The organism is Streptomyces millisiae (genome assembly GCF_031845425.1).
GTDB classification, from domain to species: domain Bacteria; phylum Actinomycetota; class Actinomycetes; order Streptomycetales; family Streptomycetaceae; genus Streptomyces; species Streptomyces millisiae.
Genome location: NZ_JAVREM010000001.1, coordinates 147,867 through 163,323, shown reverse-complemented (window position 1 = coordinate 163,323; position 15,457 = coordinate 147,867). Strand labels below are relative to the sequence as shown.

At 74.8% G+C, this 15,457-nt stretch carries 17 protein-coding genes; 4 read left to right on the top strand and 13 right to left on the bottom strand.

Translation table 11 applies throughout. The features are described from left to right. Nucleotides 1–63: 63 nt before the first annotated feature. The 5 genes from otnC to RNC47_RS00690 form a co-directional block, all read right to left on the bottom strand. A complete protein-coding gene (otnC, locus tag RNC47_RS00710) occupies nucleotides 64–699 on the bottom strand; it encodes a 3-oxo-tetronate 4-phosphate decarboxylase (RefSeq protein ID WP_311594579.1) in 636 nt (211 codons plus the stop codon). Next, nucleotides 696–1,961 carry a 3-oxo-tetronate kinase gene (otnK, locus tag RNC47_RS00705; RefSeq protein ID WP_311594578.1) on the bottom strand — a complete coding sequence of 422 codons (1,266 nt, stop codon included), beginning with the start codon at nucleotides 1,959–1,961 and terminating at the stop codon, nucleotides 696–698. Before otnK ends, otnC begins: the two co-directional genes overlap by 4 nt. Nucleotides 1,962–2,040: 79 nt before the next feature. After that, nucleotides 2,041–3,126, bottom strand: a complete 1,086-nt coding sequence (locus RNC47_RS00700) for an isocitrate/isopropylmalate dehydrogenase family protein (RefSeq protein ID WP_311594577.1) — start codon at nucleotides 3,124–3,126, stop codon at nucleotides 2,041–2,043. Nucleotides 3,127–3,182: 56 nt separating this feature from the next. Continuing rightward, nucleotides 3,183–4,019, bottom strand: coding sequence for a sugar phosphate isomerase/epimerase family protein (locus RNC47_RS00695; RefSeq protein WP_311594576.1), 837 nt, complete (start codon nucleotides 4,017–4,019; stop codon nucleotides 3,183–3,185). After that, a complete protein-coding gene (locus RNC47_RS00690) occupies nucleotides 4,016–4,717 on the bottom strand; it encodes an aspartate/glutamate racemase family protein (RefSeq protein ID WP_311594575.1) in 702 nt (233 codons plus the stop codon). Before RNC47_RS00690 ends, RNC47_RS00695 begins: the two co-directional genes overlap by 4 nt. Nucleotides 4,718–4,966: 249 nt before the next feature. On the opposite strand from RNC47_RS00690, the gene RNC47_RS00685 reads away from it, so the two are divergent. Continuing rightward, nucleotides 4,967–6,262: a CitMHS family transporter gene (locus RNC47_RS00685; protein WP_311594574.1), complete on the top strand. Its 1,296-nt coding sequence runs from the start codon at nucleotides 4,967–4,969 to the stop codon at nucleotides 6,260–6,262. Between the two features lie 24 nt (nucleotides 6,263–6,286). Here the strand turns inward: RNC47_RS00685 and RNC47_RS00680 are convergent, their stop codons facing one another. Then, nucleotides 6,287–7,189: a Gfo/Idh/MocA family protein gene (locus tag RNC47_RS00680; protein WP_311594573.1), complete on the bottom strand. Its 903-nt coding sequence runs from the start codon at nucleotides 7,187–7,189 to the stop codon at nucleotides 6,287–6,289. Between the two features lie 103 nt (nucleotides 7,190–7,292). Then, nucleotides 7,293–8,255 (bottom strand): helix-turn-helix transcriptional regulator, encoded by a 963-nt coding sequence (locus RNC47_RS00675; RefSeq protein ID WP_311594572.1) that lies wholly within the window; start codon nucleotides 8,253–8,255, stop codon nucleotides 7,293–7,295. 95 nt (nucleotides 8,256–8,350) lie between these two features. On the opposite strand from RNC47_RS00675, the gene RNC47_RS00670 reads away from it, so the two are divergent. Then, a complete protein-coding gene (locus RNC47_RS00670) occupies nucleotides 8,351–8,767 on the top strand; it encodes a DUF3224 domain-containing protein (protein ID WP_311594571.1) in 417 nt (138 codons plus the stop codon). 23 nt (nucleotides 8,768–8,790) lie between these two features. Here RNC47_RS00670 and ung read toward each other — a convergent pair whose 3' ends face one another. The 5 genes from ung to RNC47_RS00645 form a co-directional block, all read right to left on the bottom strand. Further along, nucleotides 8,791–9,462 (bottom strand): uracil-DNA glycosylase, encoded by a 672-nt coding sequence (gene ung, locus RNC47_RS00665; protein WP_311594930.1) that lies wholly within the window; start codon nucleotides 9,460–9,462, stop codon nucleotides 8,791–8,793. An 80-nt stretch (nucleotides 9,463–9,542) separates the two neighbouring features. Continuing rightward, nucleotides 9,543–10,304, bottom strand: a complete 762-nt coding sequence (gene fabG, locus RNC47_RS00660; protein WP_311594570.1) for a 3-oxoacyl-ACP reductase FabG — start codon at nucleotides 10,302–10,304, stop codon at nucleotides 9,543–9,545. Between the two features lie 90 nt (nucleotides 10,305–10,394). Beyond that, nucleotides 10,395–10,790: a DUF3037 domain-containing protein gene (locus RNC47_RS00655; protein ID WP_311594569.1), complete on the bottom strand. Its 396-nt coding sequence runs from the start codon at nucleotides 10,788–10,790 to the stop codon at nucleotides 10,395–10,397. Beyond that, entirely contained in the window at nucleotides 10,787–11,617 is an 831-nt protein-coding gene (locus RNC47_RS00650) for a HipA family kinase (protein WP_311594568.1), read from the bottom strand. The genes RNC47_RS00655 and RNC47_RS00650 overlap by 4 nt, the downstream gene beginning before the upstream one ends. A 19-nt stretch (nucleotides 11,618–11,636) precedes the next feature. Next, nucleotides 11,637–12,968, bottom strand: a complete 1,332-nt coding sequence (locus RNC47_RS00645; protein WP_311594567.1) for an aminotransferase class I/II-fold pyridoxal phosphate-dependent enzyme — start codon at nucleotides 12,966–12,968, stop codon at nucleotides 11,637–11,639. Between the two features lie 64 nt (nucleotides 12,969–13,032). Here RNC47_RS00645 and RNC47_RS00640 point away from each other — a divergent pair, with 64 nt between their 5' ends. Both RNC47_RS00640 and RNC47_RS00635 read left to right on the top strand, forming a co-directional pair. Beyond that, nucleotides 13,033–13,698: a pyridoxamine 5'-phosphate oxidase family protein gene (locus RNC47_RS00640; RefSeq protein ID WP_311594566.1), complete on the top strand. Its 666-nt coding sequence runs from the start codon at nucleotides 13,033–13,035 to the stop codon at nucleotides 13,696–13,698. A 132-nt stretch (nucleotides 13,699–13,830) separates the two neighbouring features. Continuing rightward, nucleotides 13,831–14,565, top strand: a complete 735-nt coding sequence (locus RNC47_RS00635) for a DUF4232 domain-containing protein (protein ID WP_311594565.1) — start codon at nucleotides 13,831–13,833, stop codon at nucleotides 14,563–14,565. 38 nt (nucleotides 14,566–14,603) lie between these two features. Here the strand turns inward: RNC47_RS00635 and RNC47_RS00630 are convergent, their stop codons facing one another. Further along, on the bottom strand, nucleotides 14,604–15,431 hold the full coding sequence (locus tag RNC47_RS00630; protein ID WP_394814686.1) for a CPBP family intramembrane glutamic endopeptidase: 828 nt from the start codon (nucleotides 15,429–15,431) through the stop codon (nucleotides 14,604–14,606). Between the last annotated feature and the right edge of the window lie 26 nt (nucleotides 15,432–15,457).

Here is a 15,457-nt window from a genome sequence, read left to right as displayed (position 1 = left end):
GCGGCGGTCGGGCACCGTCCCGGCAGGCCGTCGACCACGAGGACGTGGCCTCCGTCGGTGGCGTCAGCGGGCCAGGGCGGCCGCCTGCTCCATGGTGAGGGGCCGGGTGGCGTGCCCGTGCAGCAGCAGGTGGAGTCTGGCGGTCTCCTCCAGTTCCTCGACGGCGTCGGCGGCCTGTTCCAGGGTGGCTCCGGCGACGACGGGGCCGTGGTTGGCGAGCAGTACGGCGTGGTGGGTGGCGGCCGTCCGCTCGGCCAGCGGTTCGAGTCGCGGGTCGCCCGGCGCGTGGTAGGGCAGGAGCGGCAGGGTGCCCACGCGCATCGCGTAGTAGGCGGTCAGCGGCGGCAGGGCGTTGGCCGGGTCGAGGCCGGCGAGGCAGGAGACGGCCGCGGCGTGGGTCGAGTGCAGGTGGACCACGGCGTGCGCGGTGGGGCGGGCTCGGTAGAACGCGGCGTGCAGGAACGCCTCCTTGGTGGGCGGCGGCCCGTCGAGGTGGCGGCCGCGTGGGTCGGTGCGGGACAGCTCGGCCTCGGTGACGGTGCCCAGGCTGGAGCCGGTGGGCGTGAGCAGCAGGCTGCCGTCGGCCAGGCGCACCGAGAGATTGCCGGTCGAGCCGTGGGTGAGGCCCCTGTCGAACAGGGACCTGGCGGTGCGCACGATCCGGGCGCGCGCGGTCGACTCGTCGGTGTGGGTGGTCACATGGGCTCCTTGACGGGGACGGGCCGCAGGGCACGGACGAAGAGGTCGGGGGCGCCGAAGTTCCCTGACTTGAGCATGAGCGCGAGGTCGCCGGTGTGGGTCCAGGGCACCCCGGGATCGATCTCGTCGCCCACCAGGACCGCGTCGATCCCGAGGGCGGTGGTGACGGCTCCCGACGTCTCGCCGCCGGCGACGAGCAGCCGGCGCGTCCCGCGGCGCACGAGCCGGACGGCGAGGGCGCCGAGGAGCGCCTCCACCTGGGCGGCGGCCTCCGCGACGCCCAGCTCCTGTTGCACGGCCGCGAGTTCGTCGGGCGTGGCGGAGGCGAACACGAGGACGGGCAGGTCGGGGTCCTGGGCGTCGTACCAGGCCAGGGCCTCCCCGGCGACGTCCCGGCCGACGGCGGCGGCGAGGACGTCGAGGTGGTGGGTGGGGAGGCCGGCGGCGCGGAAGTGGGCGATCTGCTCCAGGGTGCGGGCGGAGCAGCTGCCGGCGAGCACGGCGGCCCGGCCGGCGGGCGGCCGCGGCTCGGCGGTGGGGTGCGGGGTGGCCGGGTAGGCGCGGCCGAGTCCCTCGGCGAGTCCGGCGGCGCCGGTGACGACGGGCAGTTCGAGCGCGGCGGCGCCGAGGACGGCGAGGTCCTCGTCGGTGAGCGCGTCCGCGATGACGTGCCGCACGCCGTCGCGCCGTCGGTCGAGGAGCGCGTCGCGGACGGCCGCGACGCCCCGGCGGACGGTGGCCAGCGGTATCAGGCCGACGCGGTGCCGGGTCTGGGCGGCGAGCAGGCGCGGCAGCGAGGAGTCCGTCATGGGGTTGAGCGGGTGGTGGCGCAGCGGGGATTCGGAGAGCAGTTGGTCGTGGACGAAGAGGTGGCCCTGGTAGACGGTGCGGCCATTGGGCGGGGAGGCCGGGCAGGCCAGGGTGAGGGGGGCGCCGGCGGCGTCGAGGAGGGCGTCGGTGACCGGTCCGATGTTGCCCGCCGGGGTGGAGTCGAACGTCGAGCAGTACTTGAAGAAGGTCTGCGCGGCGCCCCGGTCCCACAGCCAGTGCTGGGCGGCGAGGGAGTCGGCGACGGCCTCGTCGGCCGGTGCGGAGCGGGACTTGAGCGCGACGACGGCGGCGTCGCAGTCGGCGGGCAGGGCCGTGTCCGCGTCGGGGACGCCGAAGACCAGGGCCGTGCGCAGGCCCGCGCGCCGGAAGGCGGCGGCGACGTCGGTGCCGCCGGTGAAGTCGTCGGCCACACAGCCGATGCGCAGGGACATGGGGGGATCTCCTCGAACGTGCGGGGCGGTGGGTGCGCGGGGCGGGCGCCGTGGCTCGGGGCGCCCGCCCCGTCCCGGGTCAGTCCTGGCCGGCGCCGGCCTTGATCGCCTCGACGACGGCGGCGGTGAACCCGGTGGTGGTGGCGGAGCCGCCGAGGTCGCGGGTCGAGGTGCCGGCGGCGATCGCGGCGGCCACGCCGGCCTCGACGATCCGCGCGGTCCTGGCCAGCGCGGGGTCCTCGTGGCGCGCGGCGAGCCATTCGAAGAGCATCGCGCCGGAGAGGATCATGGCGACCGGGTTGGCGATGTCGCGGCCGGCGATGTCGGGGGCCGAGCCGTGCGAGGCCTGGGCCATGGCCCGGTCGGCCGAGGCGTTGATGGACGGGGCGGTGCCCAGCGACCCCGAGATCTCGCCGGCGAGGTCGGAGAGGATGTCGCCCATCATGTTCTCGGTGACGATGACGTCGAAGTCCTGGGCGCGGCGCACCAGGTGGACGGTCATGGCGTCGATGTGGAAGTCGTCGACCGTCACGTCCGGGTACTCCGCGGCGACCTCCTGGCAGACGGTGCGGAAGAGCCCGGTGGTGAGCTTCAGCACGTTGGCCTTGTGCACGATGGTCAGCTTCTTCCGCCGCGAGCGCGCCAGGTCGAACGCGACGCGGGCGACGCGCTCCGTGGCCTCGCGGGTGATGATGCCCATCGCGATGGCGGTGTCCGGGGTGGGCATGAACTCGCCGGTGCCGGCGAAGGTGTTGCGGTCGGCGTAGAAGCCCTCGGTGTTCTCGCGGACGATCACCAGGTCGGCGTTCTCGCACACGGCCCGCGCGCCGGGGAAGCTCTTGGCCGGCCGGATGTTGGCGAACAGCCGGAAGTGCTTGCGGAGGGTGCCGGAGGGGTTGAGCGCCGACCGGTGCGGCTCGGGGTAGCTGACGGAGTCGTGGGGGCCGAGGAACCAGCCGTCGAGTTCGGCGAGGGCCGCCCTGGTCTCGTCCGGCACGGGCGTGCCGTGGCTGTCGATCGCGCCGGCGCCCAGCGGGAGGGTGATCCAGTCGACGGCGACGCCGGCGGCCTGGCCGGCGGTGGTGGCGATCTCGACGGCGGACGGGACGATCTCGGGGCCGATGCCGTCGCCTTCCAGGACGCCGAGTCGGTAGGTGGTGCTCATCTCCGCTTCCCCTTCGGTGAGTTGGTGAACGGGTGGGTGTGGTTGGCGTCCATGGGTCACGCCAGCGTGCCCGCAGCGTCGTGCAGGGCCGTCCAGGAGCGGGCGGCGGCCAGGGGGCTGCCACCTTCCTGGGTGTGTTCCAGGGTCAGCCAGCCGGTGAAGCCGGCGTCCCGCAGCGCCCGCAGCAGGGGCGGGAGTCTCAGGTCGCCCAGGGGCAGCGGGCCGCGGCCGGTGGCGGCGGCGAGTTGCAGGCAGTGGGTGGCCCCGGCGTGGTCGCGGACGGCCGCGATCGGGTCGAGCCGTTCGCGCGCCAGGTGGTGGGTGTCGAGGGCGAGGCTCGTCCGGCAGCCGAGGCTGGCCGCGAAGGCAAGCGCCTCCTCCGGGGTGTGCCACAGCGAGGTGTTCTCCCGGCACTGCGGTTCGAGCAGCAGCGTGCCGCCGAGCGCGGCCACCTCCTCGGCGAGGCGCCGCACCGCCTGCTCCGCCCAGTGGCGTTGCGAGTCCTCCAGGCCGCGCAGGAACGTGCCGCGGGTCTGGCCCAGGGTGAGCGGGACGCCGAGCGCCGCGGCGAGCCGGGCGGCGCCAAGCAACCGGTCGAGCGCGTGGCGGCGCACGTCGGGCGAGGGGTCGGTGAGGGTGAGCCGGTCCTGGGTGGCGATCGGCCCGGTGGCCAGCGCGAACACCCGGAGGCCCGGGGTCTCGACGGCCTTCGCCAACGCCCGCGCGTCCCGCGCGTCGACGTCGCGCACCTGCGCCTCGACGCCGTCGTAGCCCAGCTCGGCGAGCCGGACCGCGGCCTCGGCCAGCGGCGCCTGGAAGCCGAGCGGCACCGGCACGTGGCAGTCGTCGGTGGAGACGGTGTAGGCCAGCGGCCACGGCGGTCCGGCGGTCACGAGGCCGCTCCGGCGGGCTCCGGCACGCCGCCGAGCAGCCGGCCGCGCAGTTCCCTGGCGGCGGCGCCCGCCCCGTCGAGCACCGGAACCCCCAGGGATGCGGCGAGCGGAGGGCCGGCCGGGGCGAGCGAGTACTGCGCGAGCAGCACCACGGGGGCGGCGCCCGCCCCGTTCGACCGGAGCGCGTCGGCCAGGTGCCGGGCGGTCTCCTCCGGGCTCTCGGCGGTGGCCGCCCGCTCGCTGAGCGCGGTCACGATCTCCACCGGCCGGTCCGGCCGGACCCGGGGGGCCAGCGCCGTCAGCTGTGCGACGGCCGCCGGCACGGCGGGTGGGGTGGACGCGACCACCGCGAGTCGGTCGTGGGGGCCGGCGAGCGCGGTTTTGAACATCGCCTCGTCGGCCTTGAGCATGGGCACGTCCCACAGCGTGCGGGCCGTGTCCACCACCTCCCCGTACGAGGAGCAGGTGAGCAGCAGGCCGTCGGCGCCGCCGCGCACCGCGTGGGCGATGAGACGGAGCATTCTGCGGTGGAGGGCTCTGGTGAGGCCGCCCTCCGCGCGGGCGTCGTCCAGGAGCCGGTCGTCCAGCAGGTTCCACGGGCGCGCCTCGGGGAACTCCCGCGCGAAGGCGCTGCCCGCGACGCTGGCCCCCGCCGACACGGCGTGGATCATGGCGATCACCGGATGGCGTGCACTCACCTGGCTTCCCCTCTTCGGTAGGCGGCGACCCGGGGCTGTCCCGTCGCCGCGCCGTCACTGTAGAGAGTTCTGGTCAACCGGTCAACCGGCTCTTCAACCCTCCAGGACGCCACCGCCGCGACGCGGCACTCCACAGCTATTGACGCGCCAGGCGACCGTCAGGTTACCTACCGGACTACCGGTAAACCAGTTCTCCGGATGGCGCCGCCCCCGGCCCGGCGGCCCGCCTCCCTGCACCAAGGAGCAACGATGCTCGCCGTCCTCGGCTTCGCCACCCTTGGCAGCTTCATGCTGCTCGTGATGCGGAAGTACCTGTCCGCCTTCACCGCCATCATGGTGACCCCCATCGCCGCCGCGCTCGTGGCGGGCAAGGGCGGTCAGCTCGGCGACATGATCATGAACGGTCTGGAGACCGTCGCGCCGACCGCCGTGCTCCTGCTCTTCGCGGTCCTCTACTTCGGCCTGATGATGGAGGCCAAGCTCTTCGAGCCGATATCCCGCCTCATCATCAGGCTCTCCAAGGGCGACCCGGTGCGCATCTGCGTCGGAACGGCCGTCTTCGCGTTGCTCGTCGCCCTCGACGGCGACGGCACCACGACCTACATGATCGTCTGCTCGGCGTTCCTGCCCATCTACCACCGCCTCGGCATGAACCCGCTCATCGCCGCCGTCCTCGCCGTCATGGCCCTGGGCACCGTCTCCGGCACGACCCCCTGGGGCGGCGCCGCCACCCGCGGCATCAGCGTGCTGCACCTGGACGCCACCGACTACTTCGTCCACATGATCGGCCCGATGGCCCTCACCTCGCTGACGATCGTGGCCGTCGCCTACTGGCTCGGCGTGCGCGAGCGCCGCACGATCGACGCGGGCACGCTCGCCGCCTACCGGGAGGAGATCGCCGCCGGCGAGGGCATCGAACCGGTGCGCGCCGGCTGGCGGATGTGGTTCAACGCCGCGCTCACCGTCACCCTGCTGGTCCTGCTCGTCCTCGAGGTCGCCGAACTGGTCGTCCTCTTCATGGTGGCCTTCGTCATCGCCCTGTTGGTCAACATCCGCGCCGTGGAGGCCCAGCAGGACCTCGTCAAGCGACAGGCCGCCAACGCCGTCCCCGTGGTCATGCTGGTACTGGGCGCCGGCGTCTTCACCGGCGTCATGACCGACGCCGGCATGATCGAGGAGATGGCGGACGCCACGCTGGCCGTCGTCCCCGACTCCATGGGCAACCTGGTCCCGCTGTTCACCGCGCTCCTCGCGCTGCCCCTCGGCTTCTTCATGTCGAACGACGCCTACTGGTTCGGCGTGGTCCCGGTACTCGCCGAGTCCGCCGCGCACTACGGCACCGACCCCAACGAGATCGCCCGCGCCGGCGCCATCGGCCAGATCCTCCACATGATGGGCCCCACCTCGGCCCCGCTGTGGGTGCTGCTCGGCCTCGTCAGGACGGAACTCGGCGACTTCCACCGCCACGCCCTGCGCTGGGGGATCCCCGTCTCGCTGGCCTATGTCCTGTTCGCGGTGGTGACGGGCGCGATCAGCGTGACCTGACGGCGTCGAGAAGGGCCGCCGGGTTCAGTCCTGGTCGAGCGCGGCGCGCACCACCCGCTCGCACAGTTCGTGGGAGCGCAGCGCGTCGCGGGCGCTGAGCGTGCGACCGGCGCGCACGGCGTCGAGGAAGGCGACCACCGCCTGTTCGATGCCGCGCTGCCGGGCGACCGGCACCCAGTCGCCGCGGCGCCTGACGCTCGGCTGGCCCTTGTGGTCGGTGATCTCGGCCAGGTTGCGCACCTCCCGCTTGCTGTCCTGCCCGGAGATCTCCAGGATCTCCTCGGCCGAGCCGGAGACCCGGTTCATCGCGCCGATCGCGGTGAAGCCGTCGCCGGAGAGCTGGAGCACCACGTGGTGCAGCAGCCCGTCGCGCACCCGGGCCGTGACGCCGACCCGGTCGACGGGGCCCGGCACCAGGAAGCGCAGGGTGTCGACGACGTGGATGAAGTCGTCGAAGACGGTGTGCCGGGGATCCTCGGGCAGCGACCTGCGGTGCTTCTGGAGCACGATCAGGTCGCGGGGGTGCTCCAGGCAGTGGGCGTAGGCGGGCGCGTGCCGGCGGTTGAAGCCGACGGCCAGGGAGACCCCGCTCCGCTCGGCGAGGTCGACCAGCCGCTGGGCGGCGCCGAGCTCCGAGGCGAGCGGTTTGTCGACATAGGTGGGTATCCCCGCGGCGAGCAGCCGGCCGACGATCGCCGGGTGCGCGTGGGTGGGGGCGTGCACGAAGGCGGCGTCGGGGCGGGCGGCGATCAGCCCGTCCAGGTCGGCGTGGCAGTGCTCGTCGGGGACACGGTGGGTGCGGGCGGCGCGGGCCAGGGTGGCGGGGCTGCGGGTGTGCAGCAGCGGTCGCACTCCGGGCTGGGTGGTGATCACGGGCAGGTACGCCTTGTGGGCGATGTCGCCGAGACCGATCACGCCGACCTTCACGCAAGTCCCCCTGGTGGTGTGGCTGTCGCCGGTGGTGCGGCTGCCCGCGGTCGGGACCGCCGCCGTGGACGGGCAGCTTACGCGGCGGGCGCCGGCGGGTGGCTCACCGGTAGCGGTCGGCCAGCTCACGGACGGTGGCGGCCAGGGCGGCGCGCAGCTCGGGCGGGTCGAGCACCTCGGCCTCCGCGCCGAGCCTGAGCAGGTCGGTGACGGCGACCGGGACCGCCTCGACGGGCAGGGTCAGTTCGGCCCAGCCGTCCCGGTCGGCGGGCGCGGCCTCCCGGACGGCGCGGACACCCGCGGCGCCGAACATCATCGGCATCAGCCGCCGGCCGCGCGGTGAGACGCGCAGCCGGGCCTCGCCCTGGTAGCGGGCGGCCTCCAGGGCACGGGCGGAGCCGGCCCAGTAGTCGGCCAGGTCGAAGTCGGCGGGCCGCTCGACCGGCTGGCCCAGGGGCTCGACGGCGAGCAGCCGGGACACCCGGTAGGTGCGGGGCGTGACGTCGACGGCGGCGACCAGGTACCAGATGCCGCCCTTGAGGACCAGGCCGAGCGGGTGGAGGTCACGGTCCACCTCGCCCCGCCAGCGGCGGTACCTGACCCGCAGTCGCCTGCCCTCCCAGACGGCCGCGGCGACCTGGGCGAGGAAGGGCACGGGGTCGGCGTCGCGGAACCAGCCGGGGGCGTCCAGGTGGAAGCGCTCCTGGACGCGGCGGGCGCGCTCGCCGAGCTCAGCCGGAAGCGCGGCGGCCAGCTTGAGGCTGGCGGTGGCCAGGTCGGCGCCGAGGCCCAGTTCGGCGGCGGCGGCCGGCATGCCGGCGAGCGCGAGCGAGTCGGCCTCCTCGCCGGTGAGGCCCGTGAGCCGGGTGCGGTAGCCGTCGAGCAGCCGGAAGCCGCCGGCCGGGCCGCGCTCGGCGTAGACCGGGACGCCCGAGGCGGCCAGCGCCTCGATGTCGCGGTAGACGGTGCGGACCGACACCTCGAGCTCGGCGGCGAGCTGCGGCGCGGTCAGCCGGCCGCGGTTCTGCAGCAGGAGCAGGGTCGTCAGGAGTCGGTCGGCGCGCACGCCTCCCATTGTGCCGCCGTACCTGACAGAAGATGTCAGGTACAGCGGCCAGGGTGGGGTCACGTCAACGCACCACGCCCATCGAGGAGCACGTCATGACCGGCACCAGCACGCGCACCACCGGCAGCTTCACCTACCAGGACTGGCAGGAGAGCGTCGTGGCCGGCGCCGAGGGCGGGGCCCGACTGGCCACGGCGACCGTCGTCAACACGTTCACCGGCGCCATCGAGGCGGCGGCCACCGCCTGCGTGTACGCCATCTCCTACGCGGCCGACGGCACGGGCTCGTTCACCGGTTACGAGCGGTGCGAGGGCACGGTGGCCGGGCGCGCCGGCACCTTCACGCTCCGGGAGTGGGGCACCTTCGACGAGGGCGGCGTCGTGCGCTGCTCGTTCGAGGTGCTGCCCGGCTCCGGCAGCGGCGAACTCGCCGGGCTGCGGGGCACGGGCGCCTTCACCGCCGAGCCCGGCGCGAAGGACATCCACTACACCTTCGACCAGGAGCCGGCCTGACCGACGGGCGCGCGCCCCGCCCCTCACTTCCCGAGGTCGGGGATCCGCCAGTCGATCGGCTCGTGCCCCTGGGCGGCGACGGCCGCGTCGATCTGGCTGAAGGGGCGGGAGCCGAGGAACTTCTTGGCGGACAGCGGCGAGGGGTGCGCGCCCTCCACCACGGCGTGCCGCCCGGTGTCGATCAGCGGCAGCTTCTTGCGGGCGTACGCGCCCCACAGCACGAACACCGCCGGGTCCTCGCGGGCCACCACGGCGCGGATCACCGCGTCGGTGAACTTCTCCCAGCCACGCCCCTTGTGGGAGTTGGGCTCGCCCTCCCGGACGGTGAGCACCGCGTTCAACAGGAGCACGCCCTGCTCGGCCCAGGGCATCAGGTAGCCGTTGTCCGGGACGGGGTGGCCGAGTTCGGCGTGCAGCTCCTTGTAGATGTTCCGCAGCGAGGGCGGGACGCGGACGCCGGGGCGCACCGAGAAGCACAGGCCGTGGCCCTGGCCCGCGCCGTGGTACGGGTCCTGGCCGAGGATCAGCACCTTGACCTTCTCGAAGGGGGTGGCGGCCAGGGCGGCGAACACCTCGTCGCGCGGCGGGTACACCGGCCCCCTGGCCCGCTCCTCCTCGACGAACTCGGTGAGCTCCTTGAAGTAGGGCTTGTCGAGCTCCTCGCCGAGAACGCCCTGCCAGGACTCGGGCAGCATGCCGGTCACGTCGTCAACCTCCGAGGGTTCGCGATCAGTTGTCGCGGAAAACGTACCGGCAGCCGCTGACAGCGGGCACCTCAGTCCAGCGGGCCGCCCGCGACGTAGAGGACCTGGCCCGACACGAAGCCGGCCGCGTCGCCGGTGAGGTAGGCGATGGCGCCGGCGACGTCCTCCGGGCGGCCGACGCGCCGCACCGGGATCGACTCGGCGGCGGCCCGCTGGAAGTCCTCGAAGGTCGCGCCGACCCGGGCGGCCGTCTGGGCCGTCATGTCGGTGACGATGAACCCGGGGGCGACGGCGTTGGCGGTGACGCCGAACTTGCCGAGCTCGATGGCGAGGGTCTTGGTGAAGCCCTGCAGACCGGCCTTGGCCGCCGAGTAGTTGGCCTGTCCGCGGTTGCCCTGCGCGGAGCTCGACGACAGGCTGACGATGCGGCCGAAGCCGGCGTCCACCATGTGCTTCTGGCAGGCCCTCGACATCAGGAAGGCGCCGCGCAGGTGGACGTTCATCACGGTGTCCCAGTCCGACTCGCTCATCCTGAAGAGCAGGTTGTCCCGCAGCACGCCGGCGTTGTTGACCAGGATCACCGGCGGGCCGAGCTCGTCGGCGACCCGGGCGACGGCGCGGTCCACCGCCTCGGCGTCGGCGACGTCGCAGCCGACCGCCAGCGCGCGCCCACCGGCGGCGGTGATCTCGGCGACGGTGTCGGCGCAGCTCTCCTCGGCGAGGTCGAGCACGGCGACGGCCCGGCCCTCGGCGGCGAGCCGGACGGCGGTGGCGGCGCCGATGCCTCGGGCCGCCCCGGTGACGATGGCGACGCGCTGCTCGGTGGTGGACATGGTGGCTTCTCCTCGCCGTCGAGTGGGCTACCGGGCGCTACTCGTTGGTAACGAGCGCAGGGGCGACGGTAGAAGGGGCGGCACCGACTGTCAACGGACCAGCACGTCGAGCAGCCGGTCGAGCTCGGCCGAGGGGTCGGCGGTGAGCCCCGAGTGCACGGGGCCCGGCTGGACGACCGTGCTGCGCGGGGCGATCAGCCAGCGGAAGCGGCGGCCCGGGTCCTCGCCGGCGGCCTGGCCGGCCCCCGGGCCGCCGTGGCAGACCCGCTCGGCGGCGCGCAGCGCGGCCCGCACGCCGGCCACGTCGGCGTCGGGGTCGAGGGCCAGCAGCCGGTCGGTGTCGAGGTGGACGCGGGCGGCCAGGAACGAGGCGGCCCGGCAGTAGAGGAGGACGCCCGCGTTCATCGTCTCGCCGCGCTCCATCCGGGGGACGACCCGCAGCAGGGCGTACTCGAAGACCTCGCGTCCCTCGTGTGGCGCGCTCATCGGGCGGCTCCGCTCGGCTGGTCGGCGCGGCCGGTGAGCCAGCCGGGAGCCTGGGACGGGCGGTCCGGTGTCGGGGCGCCGACCGTGACGCGCTCGCCGATGGTGGTGGCGCGCTCGGCCAGGATGCCGGCGTAGGCCGCGCGCGACTCGTCCGGGGTGGCGAAGCCCGGCTCGTCGGCCAGCCACTCGTCGGGCACCTGGGCCAGCACCTCGGCCAGCAGCTCCGGGGTGACCCGCGGGGCCAACTCGGCGGCGGCCGCGGCGAGATCCGGACCGAAGGGGGCGAGGGCGTGGTCGGAGGCGTCGTAGCCGCGGGCCGCGGAGGCGGTCGCGGTCGGCCAGTTGTGGTGCCAGATCAGCGCGGCGCCGTGGTCGATCAGCCAGAGGTCGCCGTGCCACACCAGCAGGTTGGGGTTGCGCCAGGAGCGGTCGACGTTGTTGACCAGGGCGTCGAACCAGACGATCCGGCCGGCCTGGGCCGCGTCCACCCGGTAGGCCAGCGGGTCGAAGCCGATGGAGCCCGGCAGGTAGTCCATGCCGAGGTTGAGCCCGCCGCTGGCCTTGAGCAGCTCCTGCACCTCCTGGTCGGGCTCGGCGCGCCCGATCACCGGGTCGAGGCGCATCCTGACCAGCTCGGGCACCCGCAGCCCGAGGCGGCGGGCCAACTCCCCGCAGATCACCTCGGCCACCAGGGACTTGCGGCCCTGCCCGGCGCCGGTGAACTTCATGACATAGGTGCCGAGGTCGTCGGCCTCGACGATCCCGGGCAGCGAACCCCCCTCCCTGAGGGGGGTCACATAGCGGATGGCGCAGGTTTCGCGGAGCACCGCCCCAGGCTATCCGGCCCTAGTCGTAGCGCCGGACGGCCGGGGGGCGGACGGCGGCCGCGACCGCGGCGGCCAGCGGCTCCACGTCGGCCGCGGCCAGCGGTGAGACGGTGAGCCGCAGCCCCGGCGGGGCGGCGATCCGGAACCTGGCGCCCGGCGCCGCCGCCCAACCGGCGCGCAGCAGGCGGGTGATGGCGGCGGTCTCGTCGGGCACGGGCACCCAGACGTTGAGCCCGCTGCGGCCGTGGGCGGCGACCCCACGGTCGGCGAGGGCGCGCAGCAGGGCGTCGCGGCGCTCGTCGTAGCGGCGGGCGGACGCGGCGACGGCCTCCCCCCGGTCGCGCCACAGCTCGGCGACCGTGTCCTGCAGCAGGTGGCTGACCCAGCCGGGGCCGAGCCGCAGCCGGCCCTGGACCCGGTCGATCGTGACCGGGTCGCCGGTGCAGACGGCGAGCCGCAGGTCGGGCCCGAACGCCTTGGCGTTGGAGCGGACCAGGGCCCAGCGGACGCTGCCGCCGGCCAGCGAGTGGTAGGGCAGGTCGACGATGCCGTGGCCGTGGTCGTCCTCGACGAGCAGCGCGTCCGGGTGCGCGGCGAGCTCGGCGCGCAACTCCGCGGCCCGGGCGGCGGACACGGCGGCGCCCGTCGGGTTCTGGGCGCGGGAGGTGACGACGATCGCGCGGGCCCCGCCACGCAGCGCCCGGCCGACCGCGCCGGCGAGCGGCCCCTCGTCGTCCACCGGCACCGGCACCGGCCGCAGGCCGAGCGCCGCGACCAGGTCGAGCAGGCTGCCCCAGCCGGGATCCTCGACGGCAACCGCGTCACCGGGGCGCAGCCAGGCGTTGAGGACCCGCTCGACGGCGTCGAGCGCGCCGGAGGTGACGGTGAGCGGCCCGGCGGGGACGCCGTCCCGCTCGTGGGCGGCCCTGGCGACGCGGGCCAGCTCGGCGGCGACCGGCGGCCCGCCGTAGAGCATGGGCGAGCGCTCGGCGCGCTCAGCCGCCGCGGCCAGGGCGGGGCCGAGCGGCGGCAGCAGCGCCGGGTCCGGGTTGCCCTGGGAGAGGTCACGGACGCCGGGCGGCACCTCGACGGCGATGGCGTCGCGCGGGGTGCTGGCCGGGCGGGCCCGCACCCGGGTGCCACGGCGACCCGCGGTCTCCACCACGCCGCGGTCCCGCAGGGTGCGGTAGGCGGCCGCCACCGTGTTCGGGTTGACCCCCAGCTGGTCGGCCAGCTCGCGCAGCGAGGGCAGCGGTTGGCCGGGCACCAGCTCGCCGCTGCTGACCCCGCGCTCGACGCTGGCGGAAATCTCGGCGGCGCGCCGCCCCTCGATCCGATAATCTCCTAGCACAAGGAAGATTTTGCACTAATGCATAAGCTTTGGCAAGTCGAAGCGAGCGACCGAGGAGGCCACCGTGGCGGCCATCGACAGCGCCCCCGCGTACCCGCGGACCCCGCGCACCACCCCGACCCGGGCCCGCGACCGGGTGTCCTACGACCGGGATCTTGTGCACCGCGTCCTGGACGACGGCTACCTGTGCCATCTGGGCTTCGTCAGGGACGGCGCGCCCGTGGTGCTGCCCACCCTCTACGCGCGGCTCGGTGAGCGGCTCTACGTGCACGGGTCCACCGGCTCCCGCCCGGTCCGGTCGGCGGCCGAGGAGCCCCAGGGCCTGCCGGTCTGCCTGACCGTGACCCACCTGGACGGCCTGGTGCTGGCCAAGTCGGCCTTCCACCACTCCGTCAACTACCGCTCCGTGGTGGTGCACGGCCTCGCCAGGCCGGTGACCGAGGAGGCCGTCAAGCGCCGGGTGCTGGACGCGGTCGTCGACCAGGTGGTGCCGGGCCGGGCCGCGGACTGCCGGCCGGCCAGCGCCAGGGAGTTGGCCGCCACCGCGCTGCTCGAGCTCGACCTGGCCGAGGTGTCGGTCAAGGCACGCACCGGCGGCCCCAACGAGGATCCCGAGGACCTGGACCTGCCCCACTGGAGCGGGGTGCTCCCCACGCGCACCGCGTACGGGCCGCCGGAGCCGGCGGGAGAGGGCACGGCGCCCGCCTATCTGGCGCGCCTCACGAGGTGAGGAGCCCCGGCGGGGTATAGGGAAGACGGCGGACGGGAACCCGGCTCGCCGCGCGGGCGTCCAAACCCGCGCGGCGCCCACCCGGCGCCCACCCCCCACAACCGGCCGAACTCCCCACACTCGGAGGCGATCGTGGCCATTCGTCCGCTCCGCTCGGCAGCAGTCATCACCCTCGGCGTTCTCGCCCTCGCCGCCTGCGGCGGGTCCAACGACACGGCACAGGACGGCACCGCGGCCGCCGACTCCCAGGCGGGCGAGAGCTCGCCCGGCGGCGAGGAGGCCCGCACCCTGCCGGACACGGATCCCGATTCCGGTTCCGATTCCGCCCCGGACTCCGACTCCGACTCCGCCGCCGCTGCGGGCGACGGGCAGCGGGAGGCGGAGCCGGAGGACGGCTCGGCCGACGACGAGGGCTCGGCGCGGGCGGCCGCACCCGGCTGGTGCGCCACCGACGCGCTCTCGGCCTCCCTCAGCCCGCTCAACGCCGCCGCGGGCCAACGCTACGCGGCCCTGGTGCTCACCAACACCTCGGACACCGCCTGCCGCACGCAGGGTTGGCCGGGGCTCTCGCTGGAGACCGGCGACGGCGACGCGATCCCCACCACCACGGTCAGGGACGACTCGCGGGAACCGAGCCAGCTCACCATCGAGCCGGGCGCCAGCGCCTGGGCGCAGCTGCACTGGACGGTGGTGGCCGGCGACGACGACCCGGCGGACGGCACCTGCGGCCCCGATCCGTCCACGCTGGAAGTGATCCCGCCCGACCAGGAGTCGGCCACGCCCGCCGACTGGGAGCTCGGCCAGGTCTGCGGCGCCGGCCGGATCGAGGCCCTGCCGCTGGCCGTCGGCAGCGGCCCGGCCCAGTAGCCGCCGGGTACGGCGTGGCCGGGCCCGCCCGGGCCCGGCTACGCCGTGGGCAGCCAGTCCACCCGGCCGGCGAGCAGCGCGTAGCCGACGAAGGCCACGATGTCGATCAGCGCGTGGGCCACCACCAGCGGCATCACCCGCCCCCACCGCCGGTACAGCCAGACGAAGATCACGCCCATCGCGACATTGCCGAAGAAGCCGCCGATCCCCTGGTACAGGTGGTAGGTGCCGCGCAGCACCGCGCTGCCGACCAGCGCCCCGGTAGGCGACCAGCCGAGCCGCTCGAGTCGCAGCAGCAGGAAGCCCAGCACGATCACCTCCTCCACGACGGAGTTCTGGATCGCGGAGAGGATCAGGACCGGGAACTTCCACCAGACCTCGGGCAGCGACTCGGGTACGACGGTGAGGCTGGCGCCGGCCGCGTGCGCGCCGAGGTAGAGCATCAGCCCCGAGCCGCCGATGCCGGCCGCCACCACGGCCCCCCAGGCCAGGTCGAAGCGTGGCCGGGCGGCGTCGAAGCCGATGACCCGCAGTCCGGAGCCCGGTCGGAAGCCGCCCTCTCGGGAGAGGAGGTGCGCCACGAGGAGCACCGGCACCAGCGCGGTGGCGATGCCGAACAGCTGCCAGGCGAGGTCGAGCCAGGGCCGGTCGGGGGCGCGGGAGGAGTTCAGGTTGGCGGCGTGGTCGCCGAGGCCGCCGGGGCGGGTCAGCACCCCGGTGAAGCTGATCAGCGCGCTCACCGCGCTGGCACCGAGCGAGAGCGCGAGCACCAGCAGCAGCTCGTCCCGCGCCACGCGCCGGCCGAGCCCCGCACCGGCCCCGGTCGCCGGCGCCTGGATCGCCGTGCCCTCGCCGTCCGGCTTCAACGCCACTTGGCCTCCCGTCCGGCGCC